At 31.4% G+C, this 14,577-nt stretch carries 10 protein-coding genes; 9 read left to right on the forward strand and 1 reads right to left on the reverse strand.

Going from position 1 to position 14,577, the window contains the following annotated elements:
* Window positions 1-2 precede the first annotated feature (2 nt).
* From RG22_RS15625 to RG22_RS15655, 8 genes are all read left to right on the forward strand, one after another.
* Window positions 3-1,235: an alkaline phosphatase family protein gene (locus RG22_RS15625; protein WP_034044957.1), complete on the forward strand. Its 1,233-nt coding sequence runs from the start codon at window positions 3-5 to the stop codon at window positions 1,233-1,235.
* Window positions 1,236-1,276: 41 nt separating this feature from the next.
* Window positions 1,277-2,206 carry a metallophosphoesterase family protein gene (locus RG22_RS15630; protein ID WP_034044959.1) on the forward strand — a complete coding sequence of 310 codons (930 nt, stop codon included), beginning with the start codon at window positions 1,277-1,279 and terminating at the stop codon, window positions 2,204-2,206.
* A gap of 59 nt (window positions 2,207-2,265) precedes the next feature.
* The gene (locus RG22_RS15635) at window positions 2,266-3,075 is read left to right on the forward strand and encodes a 5'-nucleotidase, lipoprotein e(P4) family (protein ID WP_034046205.1); all 810 of its coding nucleotides are present in this window, start codon (window positions 2,266-2,268) and stop codon (window positions 3,073-3,075) included.
* A 92-nt stretch (window positions 3,076-3,167) separates the two neighbouring features.
* Complete coding sequence (locus tag RG22_RS15640; RefSeq protein ID WP_034044962.1) at window positions 3,168-4,094, forward strand: endonuclease/exonuclease/phosphatase family protein; 927 nt, start codon at window positions 3,168-3,170, stop codon at window positions 4,092-4,094.
* Between the two features lie 457 nt (window positions 4,095-4,551).
* Window positions 4,552-5,982 (forward strand): helix-turn-helix domain-containing protein, encoded by a 1,431-nt coding sequence (locus RG22_RS15645; RefSeq protein ID WP_034044965.1) that lies wholly within the window; start codon window positions 4,552-4,554, stop codon window positions 5,980-5,982.
* Window positions 5,983-6,178: 196 nt separating this feature from the next.
* The gene (locus RG22_RS17375; protein WP_052143780.1) at window positions 6,179-9,028 is read left to right on the forward strand and encodes a GH116 family glycosyl-hydrolase; all 2,850 of its coding nucleotides are present in this window, start codon (window positions 6,179-6,181) and stop codon (window positions 9,026-9,028) included.
* Window positions 9,029-9,158: 130 nt separating this feature from the next.
* Window positions 9,159-9,323: a GH116 family glycosyl-hydrolase gene (locus RG22_RS17905; protein WP_156113403.1), complete on the forward strand. Its 165-nt coding sequence runs from the start codon at window positions 9,159-9,161 to the stop codon at window positions 9,321-9,323.
* A 34-nt stretch (window positions 9,324-9,357) separates the two neighbouring features.
* On the forward strand, window positions 9,358-11,985 hold the full coding sequence (locus RG22_RS15655) for a GH116 family glycosyl-hydrolase (RefSeq protein WP_081997752.1): 2,628 nt from the start codon (window positions 9,358-9,360) through the stop codon (window positions 11,983-11,985).
* A gap of 442 nt (window positions 11,986-12,427) precedes the next feature.
* On the opposite strand, the gene RG22_RS15660 is transcribed toward RG22_RS15655, so the two are convergent.
* Window positions 12,428-13,024, reverse strand: coding sequence for an RNA polymerase sigma factor (locus tag RG22_RS15660; protein ID WP_034044969.1), 597 nt, complete (start codon window positions 13,022-13,024; stop codon window positions 12,428-12,430).
* A gap of 105 nt (window positions 13,025-13,129) precedes the next feature.
* On the opposite strand from RG22_RS15660, the gene RG22_RS15665 reads away from it, so the two are divergent.
* Window positions 13,130-14,302: a FecR family protein gene (locus tag RG22_RS15665; RefSeq protein WP_034044971.1), complete on the forward strand. Its 1,173-nt coding sequence runs from the start codon at window positions 13,130-13,132 to the stop codon at window positions 14,300-14,302.
* Window positions 14,303-14,577: the final 275 nt, after the last annotated feature.

Here is a 14,577-nt window from a genome sequence, read left to right on the forward strand (position 1 = left end):
ACATGATAAAAAAAAACATTTATCTATTAGTTGTATTCATAGCTTGCTTTAGCTATGCTCAAAAAAAAGACACCAAAGTTCTTTTTGTAATTGTAGATGGTATTCCAGCAGATGTCATTGAAAAGGTATATACCCCTAATTTAGATAAGATAGCAAGGGAGGGAGGTTATACACGAGCCTATGTAGGAGGAGAAAAAGACAAATACTCTCAAACCCCTACTATCTCCGCAGTGGGATATAATAGTTTGCTTACTGGTACTTGGGCCAATAAACATAACGTTTGGGGGAATAGTATTAAAAAACCAAATTATAATTATTGGACTATTTTTAGAATGGCAAAAGCGTATCGTCCTGAGCTAAAAACGGCTATATTTTCTACTTGGCTGGATAACAGAACAAAACTTGTTGGAGATGGTCTTTCTGAAACAGGCCATATTAAATTGGATTATGTTTTCGATGGGTATGAGCATGATACTATTAACTTTCCGCATGATAAAAAGGCTATGTATATTCATAAAATTGATGAGCATGTAGTAGAAAAAGCCTCAGATTGTATAAAAGAAAATGCACCAGATTTATCTTGGATATATTTAGAATATACAGATGATATGGGACATCGGTTTGGTGATAGTGATCAATTCCATGATGCCGTTAAAATAGCAGACAAGCAGATAGGTAAAGTTTGGAAAGCCATTAACTACAGGCGTAAACAGTTTAATGAAAGTTGGGAAATATTTATTACTACAGATCATGGACGTGATAAGGAAACAGGACAGGGACATGGCGGACAAAGTGAAAGAGAGCGTCTTACTTGGATTGTTACAAACGCTAAAAATTTGAATGGTTATTTTAAAACAAAAGAACCAGGAATTGTTGATATTATGCCAACCATGATGCGCACTTTAAATATTGAACCTAAAAAAGAACAACTTTGGGAAATTGATGGTGTGCCATTAACCGGCAAGATTTCCTTGTCCAATGCAAAGGCTACTAATAGTGAGTCTAAATTATATATCACTTGGGATGTAATAGATTCAAAAGGAAAAGTGAAAATTTGGGTGTCAACAGAAAATGACTTTAATACAGGAGGAACTGATGCTTATAAATTATTAAAAAAGGCAGACATAAAAAAAGGGCAAGCTACTATTGATGTATCAAAATTACCATCAAATTTTTATAAAATAGTTTTAGAAGCCAATCATAATACAATAAATACTTGGGTAGTTATAAAATAATTTAGCATAAAACTTAATGTCTATTTTTAAAAACTAAAAATATGAAAGAGAAAAAAGAATTTAACGAAAAAAGAAGATTAGCTCTTAAAAAAATTGGTGCTACTGTGGGAGCATTAGCAATATCACCTATAGTACTTTCTCAAGAAAATGGTGTAAATAAGAAGCGTAAACCGCTTTTAAAAGTTGCCCATATCACAGATATTCATATTTCTCATGAAAACGATGCTCCTAATCGTTTTAAAAAGTGTTTAGCTGAAATAAAAAAGCACAAAGTAGATTTTTTTCTAAATGGGGGAGATACTATTATGGCAGCCGATTATAATAATATTACAAGAGAAAGTGTTATTAATCAGTGGCGTATTTGGGAGAAACTCCGTTCAGAGTTTGATGAATATAAAATATATAGTTGTCTAGGAAATCATGACATGTGGTGGGCTGCACCAGATAAAAATGATGCTATGTACGGTAAAAATTATGTAATCGAAAAGCTAGGCATGCCAAAGAGATATTATAGCTTCAAAAAAGAGGATTGGTATTTTATTGTTTTAGATAGTAATAATAAAAATGCAGGTGCATTGGATGATGAACAGCGTGTATGGTTAGAAAAAGAATTAACAGACATGCCTAAGGGTGCTTCAGTGTTGGTTATGACTCATTACCCAATTTTAGGAGTTAGCACAATCCCGTATGGTGGTAGTCATACAGATAGCAAATACATCACTAAATTGTTTTATAAACATCAAGACAAGCATATACATTGCATTAGCGGGCATATGCATCTATTAGATAATGCGGTTTATAACCATGTAAATTATTATTGCAATGGTTCCATGAGTGGTTTTTGGTGGGGTGAAGGCGATCAGGATTCTGCTGAAAAATGTTGGTATCATGAAACACCTCCAGGATATACAATTATTGAGTTATTTGATGATGGTAGTATGAAAAATACATATTATCCGCATTCATATTAAGAAAATAGTTGCATTGTTTCAATAAATAAAGGCTTTAAAAATAAACTAGCAATATGTTAATGATTAAAAAAATAACTTACTACAGTGTAGTTACTTGTTTTATTCTTTTTGCGATTTCTTGTAAAGTACAATCGGTAAACGCTGAGGATAATGCGCCAATGGTTTTACAAGGGCCCGCTTGGGCAGCAGCTTGGCAACAGAAAGCAGGTGAATATAAAGCTTTATGTTATCAAGCATATAATTTAGCACATATGCAATTGGACTTTTTAATGAGAGAACCATCGGAAAAACCATATGCTATTATTACAGATATTGATGAAACTGTATTGGACAACAGTCCGTATCAAGTACATCTAGCTTTACAGAATGCTGAGTATAGCGATGCTTCTTGGATAGAATGGACGGCTAAAGTAGATTGTGATACGATTCCTGGAGCATTGTCTTTTCTTCGTTATGCAAAAAGTAAAGGGGTTTCTGTTTTTTACATCACCAATCGTTTAGAAGAAGAAAGAAATCAGACTTTAAAAGATTTAAAACGCTGGGGATTCCCTGATACCATAGATAATCATTTGACCATGAAAACAGATTCCTCAAGCAAGGAATTACGCAGAAAAAAAGTGTCTGATGAATATAATGTTCTTTTATTAATGGGAGATAACTTAGGTGACTTTAGTACTGTTTTTGATAAAAAATCTGTGAAAGAGCGTAATCATCAAGTTCAAGATCATGCAGCAATGTTTGGAACTAAATTTATTGTATTTCCAAACGTAATGTATGGACATTGGGACGGAGCTATATATGATTACAAATATGACTTGTCACCAAATGAGAAGGAGAAAATGATCATGCAGTCATTAAAAAAATATTAAAGCCCCACAAATAGTCAAGCTATTCCACAATAGATATGTATAATAACTGATAAATACAAATGATGTATTTTCACCATTTAATTTAATTAATTATGAGACAACTCATGCTCCTTTTTGCTTTAACTTTTGTTTATACTAGCTGTAAAGCACAAGAGCAACCATTTACATTTAAAGTAATGGCGTGGAATATTTTACATGGAGGTAATGATATTCCGAATGGTCAAGAAAATGTAATTGCCATTATAAAAGAAATAGATCCAGATATCATATTAATGGTAGAGACTTATGGCTCTGGTAAAGTAATAGCTAATGCTTTGGGTTATAATTTTCATTTAATTGCACCAGAAGGCACTGCTTTAGATAATAAGGGCACTAACCTATCTATTTTTTCAAAGTTTTCGTTCGGTGATCGAATAGATACAAATTACCCCTTCTATCTTGGAGGTAGAGAAGTTATACTAAATAATAAAAAAATACGTGTTTTTTCCAATTGGTTCCACTATTTACCATGGGAAGACGCACCAGAAAAGATGGGCAAAACAGTAGAAGAGCTTCTAATATGGGAAAAAACAGAGACGAAATATGAGATGATACAAAAGGTATTGCCATATATAGAAAAATATGCCGCAGAAACAGAGTCGACACCTATGATTTTTGGAGGGGATATGAATAGTATGTCACATCTAGATTGGGGCGAAAACACTAAATCTATACACAATAATTTAGTTGTGCCTTGGTACTCAACGAAAGTATTGGAAGATATGGGCTTGATAGATACCTATAGAACATTAAACTCTAACCCCAGTACGCATTCAGGTATTACGTGGCATACAAAAGGCAAAAATGATGCACATAGAATTGATTATATATATTATAAAGGGCCAGTCATAGAAGCAATTAAATCAGACTTTTATAAGGTGTTTTTTAATGAGCCCTTTCATATTAATGATAAAGAAATAATGTATCCTTCAGACCATGGTATTGTAGTCACTACATTTAAGTTTTCTGAAAGGGAATAAGATAAATACCTTATAGAATTAAGTAAGCAATACAATAATTAATAGAAACAAAAAGCATGAAACAGATTAAATTGTTTTACAATGGCATAGCATTATTTCTATTTATAGGAATACAATTTTTACAGGCACAAACTCTGGATACCGTTATAGAGAATCTAAGTTATAGAAATAAATAAACTTCCTGCAAGAGCTTCATTTTATGCTTTTTAAACTAAAAAATAGTACTTGGGAATAATATTTATTAAGCTTCAAGCTATTTGTTTTTAAATGGTATTTGGAAACTTAATTGGGTAAAAGGTTCAAAATTAAGAGCTCAGGATTTTTGAACTTGTAACAAAAAGTGGGACAAATTTTCTAAGACCTATGCCACATTTTTAATTTGAGATAAAAATGGATTGTGATTTCCTGTTTAGAATGTATATTTGTTCTAACCAATATTAATTACAATTAATTAGGAGTGCTTTTTAGAGTCATTGTTTTTATTTATTTATTTATTCTTTCATGTGCTTCACCTGATAGAAATGATATTGTTTTTGAAGATTTTGAAAAGGGAACTTTTGAAAATTGGAATACGCAAGGAAATTCATTTCAAACGCCTGTACACATAGACTCTATTGATAAATCTTTCAAAAATGCACATGGCAAATTTATTGCGTTTTCAAATTCAGTAGGTGTTGGTGAAAGCATTTCTCAAGGAAAATTGGTTTCAGAAAAGTTTACAATCCAAAGGAAGTATATTAATTTTTTAATTTCTGGAGGTAACCATACTGTTAGAGAGTGTGTAAACTTAATAATAGATAATAAAATTGTAAAAACAGCCACAGGTAAAAATGATTTTACATTTAGAAGAATTTCATGGGATGTAAGTGAGTATGAAGGTAAAGAATGCGTGATTGAAATTGTAGATGCAATAACACCAAATTTTAATAAAAACACAGTTGAATATATTTGTGCAGATTATTTTGTATTTAGTGATAATACACACAAAAGAGAAGTTGTTTTTGAAGATTTTGAAAGTGGCACTTATAATAATTGGATAGTAAAAGGGGATGCTTTTGAAGTGCCAAGGAATAGAACCAATGTATATTATCCAATCTCAGCTAATGGTTTTAATGGACAATATTTTGCATTTTCATTCGGTAGAAAGCATGATAAAAAAAAGGGTAAATTAATATCCAATGAGTTTACAATAAATCACGATTTTATCAGGCTATTAGTTGGTGGGGGCAATCATAAGTATAAAACCTGTATTAATTTAGTGGTGAATGATAGAATTGTGCATTCTGCTACTGGTGAAAATGACGGTGTATTAAGAACAAAAACCTGGGATGTTAAAACGTACATAGGGCAACAAGCAACTATTAAAATTATAGATGATTACTCTGAAAGTTGGGGGCATATTATGGTAGATGATATTGTGTTTTATGATGAAGATAAAACGTTTGTATACCTTCTTTTTATAGTGGGGATTTGCTTGTTGTTTTTTATAGCATATCGATTTTTTAAATACAGAAATCGAGCCACTATAAAAAATGATATTAATTCTGAAGAACAAATAAGACTTGATCAAATTAAACTTCAAATTAAAACTTCTGAAGGCTATTTGAATCCTGACTATTCAATTAAAAGATTTATAAAAGAATTTCAGTATAGCGAAAAAGAAATCGATGAATTGTTTGAGAAATCAGAGAACATTTCTTTTTTAAACTACATCAATTACTTACGAGTAGAAGCTTTTAAAAAACAGTTGAAAAATCCAAAAAATGATGCGTTTACCATGATTTCAATTGCTGAACAATGTGGCTTTAAATCTAAAACATCTTTCTACCGCATCTTTAAATCGGTTACTAATATTACACCTTCAGAGTATAAAAAGCAGCTTAAATAATTACTTCGTTTTTTGTCTACTTAAGTATTATTCCCTAAAACAAGGCTTTGGGATATCCCAAACCAATGTTTGGGATAAGTTAGTTGTATAAAAAAAATATTTTTTAAATCGAGTTTGTAGATTTATACAAATAAAATATTGAGTATATAGTTTTATTTGTAGCTATACTTTTTAGAAAATTTAAATTTTTAGTTTTATGAACAACAATATGGAAGACCAAAATTGTGATCCAAGCACGGGGTGTTGCGATTCAGAAAAAAAAGAAATTATTGAAGTTAAAGTAGAAAATACAGAAGCGTGTAATATTAACTCGGGATGTTGCAGCCCAACTTCAGGAATTGAGAATGAGAATAAATCTGAAGATGGCGTGCAAAGACGAGATTTCATGAAAGTAATGGGACTCGGTTTAGGAAGTTTAACCCTTATGGGATTAAGTCATCCATTAAGTGCAACAGGAATTCTCCAAGATGGTTATCAAATACCTGTCAATAAAAATTTAGATTCAGCTTGGGTACAATCATTATTTGAACGCGGAACCCCAGAAATCTATACAGGAAAAGATTTAGTTTATATTGGGATGCCTGTTGGAGGAATTTGCGCTGGTCAAGTGTATTTGGGAGGTGACGGTAAATTGTGGTTGTGGGATATTTTCAATGAACAGAAAGAAGGTGTTATTGATGCTACATATCATTTGAATGGACGAAAAGTAAGAGCTCGTGATGGTAGTAATTATATAGTGCCAATAACACAAGAATATCCTTTCGATCAAGGTTTTGCTATAAAAATTGAACAAGGAAATACTAAATGGAAAAAACGATTAGATTATAAAGGTTTTAAAGATATTACCTTTAAAGGACAATACCCTGTAGGTGAAGTAATATATAAAGACAAAGGCTGTCCTGTAAAAGTAGTATTAAAAGCATATTCCCCTTTTATTCCGTTGGAAGTAGATGCTTCAAATTACCCTGCAACAGTAATGCATTACACCATTTGCAATACTGGTGATGCCACTGTAAATTGTGAGTTGTCAGGCTGGTTAGAAAATGCAGCATTTAATCATTCAGGAGTAGAAACAGAAATACAATTAAAAAATAGTATTGTAGACAGTAAGAAAAGTAAGTCTTTATTTTGTGAAGCTGTTTTAGATCAAGATGCTTCAGAACTAGATTTTCAATTTGAAAAGAAAAGAGATAATGGAAATATGTGTTTAACGTTGTTAGGAGAAGATACAACCGCAACAGCACAAGAAGAATACTATTCAGAAACTTTCTTTCCAAGTGAACATCAGCAAAATAAGTTGGCTACTGAGCCTTTCGGAGTGAGTTTACGTGGTGGTATAAGTAAATCAGTGACTTTAAAACCGGGAGAAAGTAAAGAAGTATCATTTGTAATTAGTTGGTATTTTCCAAATTTAAGTGCCGATGGTGATCGTTTTAAAGGGCGCTCATACAGTAAACGTTTTAAAAATGCTTTTGAAGTTTCAGAGGATATAGCTCAAAAATTTGATAGACTTCATACAAAAACACTCGCATTTACCGATGTGTTCTATAATAAATCAAGCTTACCTTATTGGTTTCTAAACCGAACTTTTGCTAACACTTCAATTTTAGCAACCGAAACCTGTTACCTATTAGAAGATGGTCGTTTTTGGGCTTGGGAAGGCATTGGTTGTTGCGGAGGAACCTGTACCCACGTTTGGCATTATGCACAAGCTATGGGACGCGTGTTTCCTGAATTAGAGCGGAACCTTAGAGAACAAACAGATTTTAAGGTTATAGAAGCGAATGGGAAAATAGACTTTAGAGGAGGTAGGGCTAATCGTGATGCTGCCGATGGACAGGCAGGCATTGTTTTAAGATCGTATCGCGAGCATCAAATGACAGCAGATAATACCTTTTTAAAGACCAATTGGAAGCATATTAAATTGACATTACAATACCTAATTGATATGGATGCTGAAGATGGTGATGCGAATGGGATGATTTTTGGCGAACAGCACAATACTTTAGATGCCGAATGGTATGGTAACATTCCTGTTATTATATCGCTATATCTTGCCGCATTAAAAGCAGGTTATCAAATGGCAATTGAAATGGGAGATACAAACTTTTCTAAAAGGTGTAAAACCATTTTGAAAAAAGGAGAAAAAAATATTGAAACCTTATTTAATGGTGAGTATTTTGTTCAAAATGAAGACCCTAAACATAAAGATGCTATCGGTATTGGTTCAGGTTGCTATATAGATCAAGTATTTGGTCAGAGTTGGGCGTTTCAATTAGGATTGGGACGACTTTATAACGAAGAAATGATTCAAAATTCTTTAGATGCTCTTTGGAAATATAATTTTGTACCTAATATGGGTGAATTTAGAAAATCGTTACCAGAAAAATTGGCAGGTCGCCCGTATGCCATTGATGATGATGCAGGATTGGTTATGTGCACTTGGCCAAAAGGAGGAAAAAAAGATGATTGGGAAAAACACTGGCAATTTGGATACTTTAACGAATGTATGACTGGATTTGAATACGAAGCTGCAGGACATATGGTTTGGGAAGGTAAAATTGAAGAGGGGTTAGTCATTACAAGAGCCATTCACGACCGCTACCACGCAGGAAAACGAAATCCATATAATGAGGTAGAATGCAGTGATCATTATGCCAGAGCTATGGCAAGTTATGGTGTGTATTTAGCTGCTTGTGGTTTTGAATATCACGGACCTAAAAAGCAATTAGCATTTGCACCTAAATTACAACCTGAAAATTTTGAAGCTGGTTTTATAGCTGCCGAAGGTTGGGGAACGTATACACAAACGCAAAGCGAAAGTAAACAATATGCATCTATTGAATTAGCCTCAGGAAGTTTAGCGCTTAAAGAATTAAGTTTAGAAATTCCTAAAGGAAAAAAACTTAAAAAAGCTGCGCTATATTTAAATGGAAAACGAGTAAAAAATACTTATGTAACAAATGCTTCTAAAGTAATAATTAAATTCAAAACAATAGAAATTATTGAAAGAGAAAGATTTAGTATTGAAATTAAATATGTTTAAATCAAAATCAATTTTTTTCAAAAGTTGTACGCTCATTGTGGTATTTGCCTTTTATAGTATGGTCTTTTCACAAACTGACCATTGACCAGTTTTAAAAATCTATGACCAAGCTCATTTAAGAGAGTTAAAAATGCCTGTTGGAGGTATTGGAACTGGAACGGTGTCTATAACTGGTACTGGAGCATTTAGTGATTGGGAAATTATGAATAGCCCTGCAAAAGGGGGTAATCCAAGTGTAGGTGATCGATTAAAAAGAGCACGTTTTTTTCAATATATGTTCAATTTAAAATTTTAATAAAACGTTAAAATAAATAGAAAATCATAAAACAATGATGAAGATAGTTATAGTGTTTGCTTTAGGAGTTTTAGCATCCCAAATGAATGCACAAAATGGAAATGCTGAAATTTATTCAGGAGAGCAATTGAAGTATATTGGTATGCCAGTTGGAGGTATTAATACTGGGCAAGTATATTTAGGTGGTGATGGTCAATTATGGTATTGGGATATTTTTAATATACAACGAATTCAACCTGGAGGTCCTGGAGATAAGTTTTATATCAACCCGATGACTCAAGACAAACAGTTTGATCAGGGTTTTGCGGTTCGTATTAAAAAATTATTGCCAACAACGATTACACCTATTGCTAAACCATTAAACAGTGATGGTTTTTCTAACATCACATTTAGAGGAGAGTATCCAATGGGAAAAGTGACTTATAAAGATTCAGGTTTTCCAGTTTCAGTAGTTTTAAATTCATATTCACCATTTATTCCAACTGCTCATGAATCGTCTGATTTCCCAGCTGTAGTAATGGAATATACTCTGACTAATGATTCAGATACTAAAGTAGCCGTTGAACTATTTGGATGGCTTCAAAATATGGCGAATTTTAAAATGGCTAGTTCAGCTAGTGGAAAAGCTGTAAATAAAATTATAAAATCGGGTAATGCACTTCAATTGTTTGCTTCATCGAATGTAACTAATGATGCAAGTAAAGATTTACCAGATTATGGAAATATGTCTTTAACGCTTTTAGAAGGAGAAAATGCTTGGGGGGTACCAACCTCGCCTAGAGATATTAACTATAATTTAGTTGAAGTATATAAGTCAAATAAAGATTTGGCTGAAGTAAAATTAGGAAATAAATTGACTGGCGTTATTGGAAAAGAAGTTATATTAGAATCAGGAGAAAGTAAAACGCTAACTTTTGTACTGTCTTGGTATTTTCCAAACGTTCATCGTAAAGAAAGTGGTTTTCACAATTTAAAAAACAAGGAGAATTTAAGGCATTATTACAGTAAAAAGTTTACATCATCCGCAGATGTTACAAATAAAATTGCAGCAAATACAACTAAATATTTAGAAACTACAAAACAGTGGAATAAAACATGGTATGATGCATCATTACCTGCTTGGTTTTTAGATAGGGTCTTTATAAATACGAGCATTTTAGCAACGACGTCCTGTTACCGTTTAGATGATTTAACCGATGATCCAGATAATGAAAATCGTTTTTATACTATGGAAGGTGTGTATTTAGGAGAAGGAACGTGTACTCATGTATTTCATTATGAGCAAGCAATGGGTAGGGTATTTCCAAATTTGGCAAGACAATTAAGAACACAAATAGATTACGGTTTGTCTTTTAAAGAAAATGGAATTATTGGTTATAGAGGAGAATTTAGTAGTTTGGGAAGACAGTTTGGTCAGAAAGCTAGTGGATATGCTGTAGATGGACAAGCAGGAACCATTTTAAGAGCCTATAGAGAACACACAACTTCTTCTGATAAGAATTATCTAAAGGCATATTGGTCAAGAATTAAGAAAAGTATAGAGTATATGATTGCTCATGATGCAGAAAAATCAGTAAAGCCAGATGGTGTTTTAGAAGGTATTCAGTACAATACCTTAGATAAAGAGTGGTATGGTAAAAATGCATGGCATAGTAGCTTGTACAATGCTGCTTTACAAGCAGGTGCTGCTATGGCAATAGAAATGGGAGATAAAAAGTTCGCAAAAAAATGTGAAGCTATTACTAAATTGGGTAAGCTAAACATTACCAATCAACTATTTAATGGTGAATACTTTATTAATATCCCAGATCCTAATAATTCGGAAAATCCTAATACAGGTATTGGTTGTCACATAGATCAAGTACTAGGGCAATCTTGGACAATTCAAGCAGGATTACCACGAATATTACCTAAAAGAGAAACAGTTAGTGCTTTAAAATCAATTTACAAATATAATTTTCAAAAGGATATTGGGAAGTATTTGGATACAGCTACTATTAAAAATTTTCGTTTTTATGCGTTACCAGGAGAAGCAGGAACCATTATGTGTACCTTTCCTAAAGGTTTAGCATTAGAATCTAAAGGCACAAAAGCTGCTGAATGGGATAATTTAGTAGTAGGGTATTTTAGTGAGTGTATGACTGGGTTTACCTATCAAGCAGCGGGTCATATGATTGCTGAAGGATTGGTGGATGAGGGGATGACTATGATAAAAGCTATTCATAATCGTTATCAGCCTCAAAAAAGAAACCCATATAATGAAATAGAGTATGGTAATCATTACACCAGAGCGATGTCTAGTTATGGCACTTTTATTGCTGTTTCTGGGTTTACACTAAACGAACCTAACGGAAAAATTGGGTTTTCGCCAAAAATTAACCCAGAAGATTTTAAATCGGCATTTATTACTGGAAATAGCTGGGGAACTTTTAGTCAAAAAATTAAAAAGAGTAGAGTAGAAGCTAGTTTAGAAATAGCTTATGGTAAATTAATACTGCAAGAGATTAGTTTAGATGAATTGTTGAGTGCTAAACATTCAATAGCAACCGTAAATGGTGAAAAAGTAAACTCAAGACTAAAAAAAAATAGCAATAAAGTAATTGTGTCTTTTAAATCTATTACGCTTTCAAAAGGTGATAAAGTAAAGATTGAAATTAAATAATAATATAGATATAGTGTAACTATGTATATTCAGACAGAATTTTAAGACTTGTAATAAAAAATAAAAATTTTAGGATAATGTAACGAGTATATAGTACTTAAAGCTTTTATAGAAGAAAAATTTCCAAATTTTGCATTAAAATGGATACCTGCTTTAAATGAAGAGGGTATTTCTGATTGGTTATATACGCTTAATAAAGATACAAATACAGGAACTCGAATTACCGAAGTAGATTACGGTATTTATGCTAAGGGAGAAGCACTTATGGGATGGTATAATACAACCTTTGTAGTATCTCATAAAGATTATTATTACATCTATTGTACAAACTCAAGTGAGATTAACCAACTCAAGCTTCCAAGAAAAATAAGAGTATAATAGATAGGTTTAGTATTTTAGATTAAAGTTATAAGTCCACTTTGCATGGAGCATTAATCAAAAATTAAACTATAACTTTTTTGTTAAATTTAAACAATAAAAACAAAAAAGGAATTATTTTTTCTTTTGCTTTTTTTCGAAGAATAGAAAAAGCCTTAACCATTTGTTTTTCAACAGTATTAACAGAAACGTTTTGGTATTCTGCTATTTCAATATATGTAAGTCCGTCTTTTTTACTTAATAAAAAGGTCTCTTTACATTTAGTTGGTAATTGTTCTATTTCTTTTTCTATAAGAGATATTAGTCGTTTTGTTTCATCTTCATTTTGTATTTCAATAAATGAATCTATATTTTCAATATATTTTTTTTCTAATGAGCTAACAGCAATTTCTTTTCTATACTGGTCTATAAATTCATTATAAACAGATTTATATAAATAATTTTTAATTGATAAATTGATATTTAATTTTTCACGTTGCTGCCACATTTTAACAATAACATTTTGTACAATGTCTTCAGATTTAAAGTCATTTCTCGCTAGGTTACTAGCATAATCACATAGCTTATCATAATAAAGTTCTACCAAATATTTATACGAGTTTGGATTTCCCCTTTTGAGATGTTTAATAAGCTTTTTCTGATCAGAAAACTTTTTTTTCATTTAGAATAAAGAATAAAATATTAAGCAAATTTAATTTTTTTTTAGAATAAATGGTGGTATAGCAATTTTAGTTTCGTTATAGTAATATAAATGTCCTGAAAAAAAATGAATTCTAAGATTGAAAAGTCAATTATAAAGTTTTTAGCAAAAGAAGCTAATCTTGCAGAACTTCGAGAATTGGAGTTGTGGATTAATAACCCAAAAAATGAAGATTTATTTTATGAATTTATAAAGACAAATGTTTTTATAAATAAGATTATGAGCAAGTATGACAAAAAACGTGCGAAAGAAAATATAGTACGTCGTATAAAACAAGAGAGAAGCTTTTTTAATAAAAAGGCTAAATCTAATAGTTTAATTAAATATGTTGCTGCGGCTATATTGGTTGGAGTTTTAGCAACAAGTTACATTTTTAAAGATAATTTGTTTAATGGTCAACAGGAAAGCATGCCAGTTATTACAGCAAACCATAACATTAAAGTAGGAACAGACAAGGCAACCTTAACATTAGGAGATGGTACAACTGTAACATTAGAAAAAGGAAAAATGTTTCAAAGCAACAATATAAGAAGTACAGGAGACCAATTAGTTTATAATAAGGTTTCCAACAATAAAAAGGAAGATATAAAATATAACTACTTAACGATTCCAAGAGGGGGACAATACTTTGTAAAACTATCTGATGGAACTCAAGTATGGCTAAACTCTCAATCACAACTTAAATTCCCTGAAGTTTTTATTGAAGGAGAGCCACGTAAGGTAGAACTAGTTTATGGGGAAGCTTATTTTGATGTAAGTCCAAGTACAGAACATAAGGGGGATAATTTTTTAGTACTAAACCAGAATCAAGAAATAGAAGTATTAGGTACAGAGTTTAATATTAAGGCTTATAAAGATGAAACTAATATCTATACAACTTTAGTTGAAGGTAAAGTAGTTGTGAATTTTAATGGAATGAAACAAAATTTAACTCCTAGTCAACAATCAAATATTAATACTATAAATAATAATATTTCAATCTATAATGTTGATGTTGAAAGTGTTGTTTCATGGAAAAATGGACTTTTTACTTTTAAAGGAAAGGCATTAAAAGATATTATGAAAGTTATATCTAGATGGTATGATGTCGATATAATTTTCTTAGATAAGAATTTAGAGTCACTAAAGTTTAAAGGTGTTTTGAGTAAAAGCCAAACAATTGAAGAAATTTTATCTATTATGAAATCAAGTACTATTAGCGATTACGAAATTAAGAATAAAACCATAATATTAAAATAAACAGATCATTCATTTTATTAGTTAAGTAATAAAATTTGGATAGCCATAAAAAAGTGGCTAAAATTAATCATTAAAACTATATATGCCTATGAGATAAAATAAACATACAAAAATAAAAGGAGGATAAAGTTTAACTGGCAAAAGTATCACTCTATCCCCTTTATTGTCATTATCAATTAATTAAAAAGTTTTAACTAACTAATAACTAACAAATTTATGAAAATTAAACTAATTAATATCTGTTTTCTAATTAAAAACAGACTTTTAATGATCAT

It is taken from the genome of Wocania ichthyoenteri Th78 (assembly GCF_000789235.1).
Lineage (GTDB): Bacteria > Bacteroidota > Bacteroidia > Flavobacteriales > Flavobacteriaceae > Wocania_A > Wocania_A ichthyoenteri.

Excerpts from the sequence above, each read along its gene's own strand:
- RG22_RS15625 (WP_034044957.1), top strand. The coding sequence starts at position 3 with ATGATAAAAAAAAACATTTATCTATTAGTTGTATTCATAGCTTGCTTT.
- RG22_RS15630 (WP_034044959.1), top strand. The coding sequence starts at position 1,277 with ATGAAAGAGAAAAAAGAATTTAACGAAAAAAGAAGATTAGCTCTTAAA.
- RG22_RS15635 (WP_034046205.1), top strand. The coding sequence starts at position 2,266 with ATGATTAAAAAAATAACTTACTACAGTGTAGTTACTTGTTTTATTCTT.
- RG22_RS15640 (WP_034044962.1), top strand. The coding sequence starts at position 3,168 with ATGAGACAACTCATGCTCCTTTTTGCTTTAACTTTTGTTTATACTAGC.
- RG22_RS17375 (WP_052143780.1), top strand. The coding sequence starts at position 6,179 with ATGAACAACAATATGGAAGACCAAAATTGTGATCCAAGCACGGGGTGT.
- RG22_RS17905 (WP_156113403.1), top strand. The coding sequence starts at position 9,159 with ATGCCTGTTGGAGGTATTGGAACTGGAACGGTGTCTATAACTGGTACT.
- RG22_RS15655 (WP_081997752.1), top strand. The coding sequence starts at position 9,358 with ATGATGAAGATAGTTATAGTGTTTGCTTTAGGAGTTTTAGCATCCCAA.
- RG22_RS15660 (WP_034044969.1), bottom strand. The coding sequence starts at position 13,024 with ATGAAAAAAAAGTTTTCTGATCAGAAAAAGCTTATTAAACATCTCAAA.
- RG22_RS15665 (WP_034044971.1), top strand. The coding sequence starts at position 13,130 with ATGAATTCTAAGATTGAAAAGTCAATTATAAAGTTTTTAGCAAAAGAA.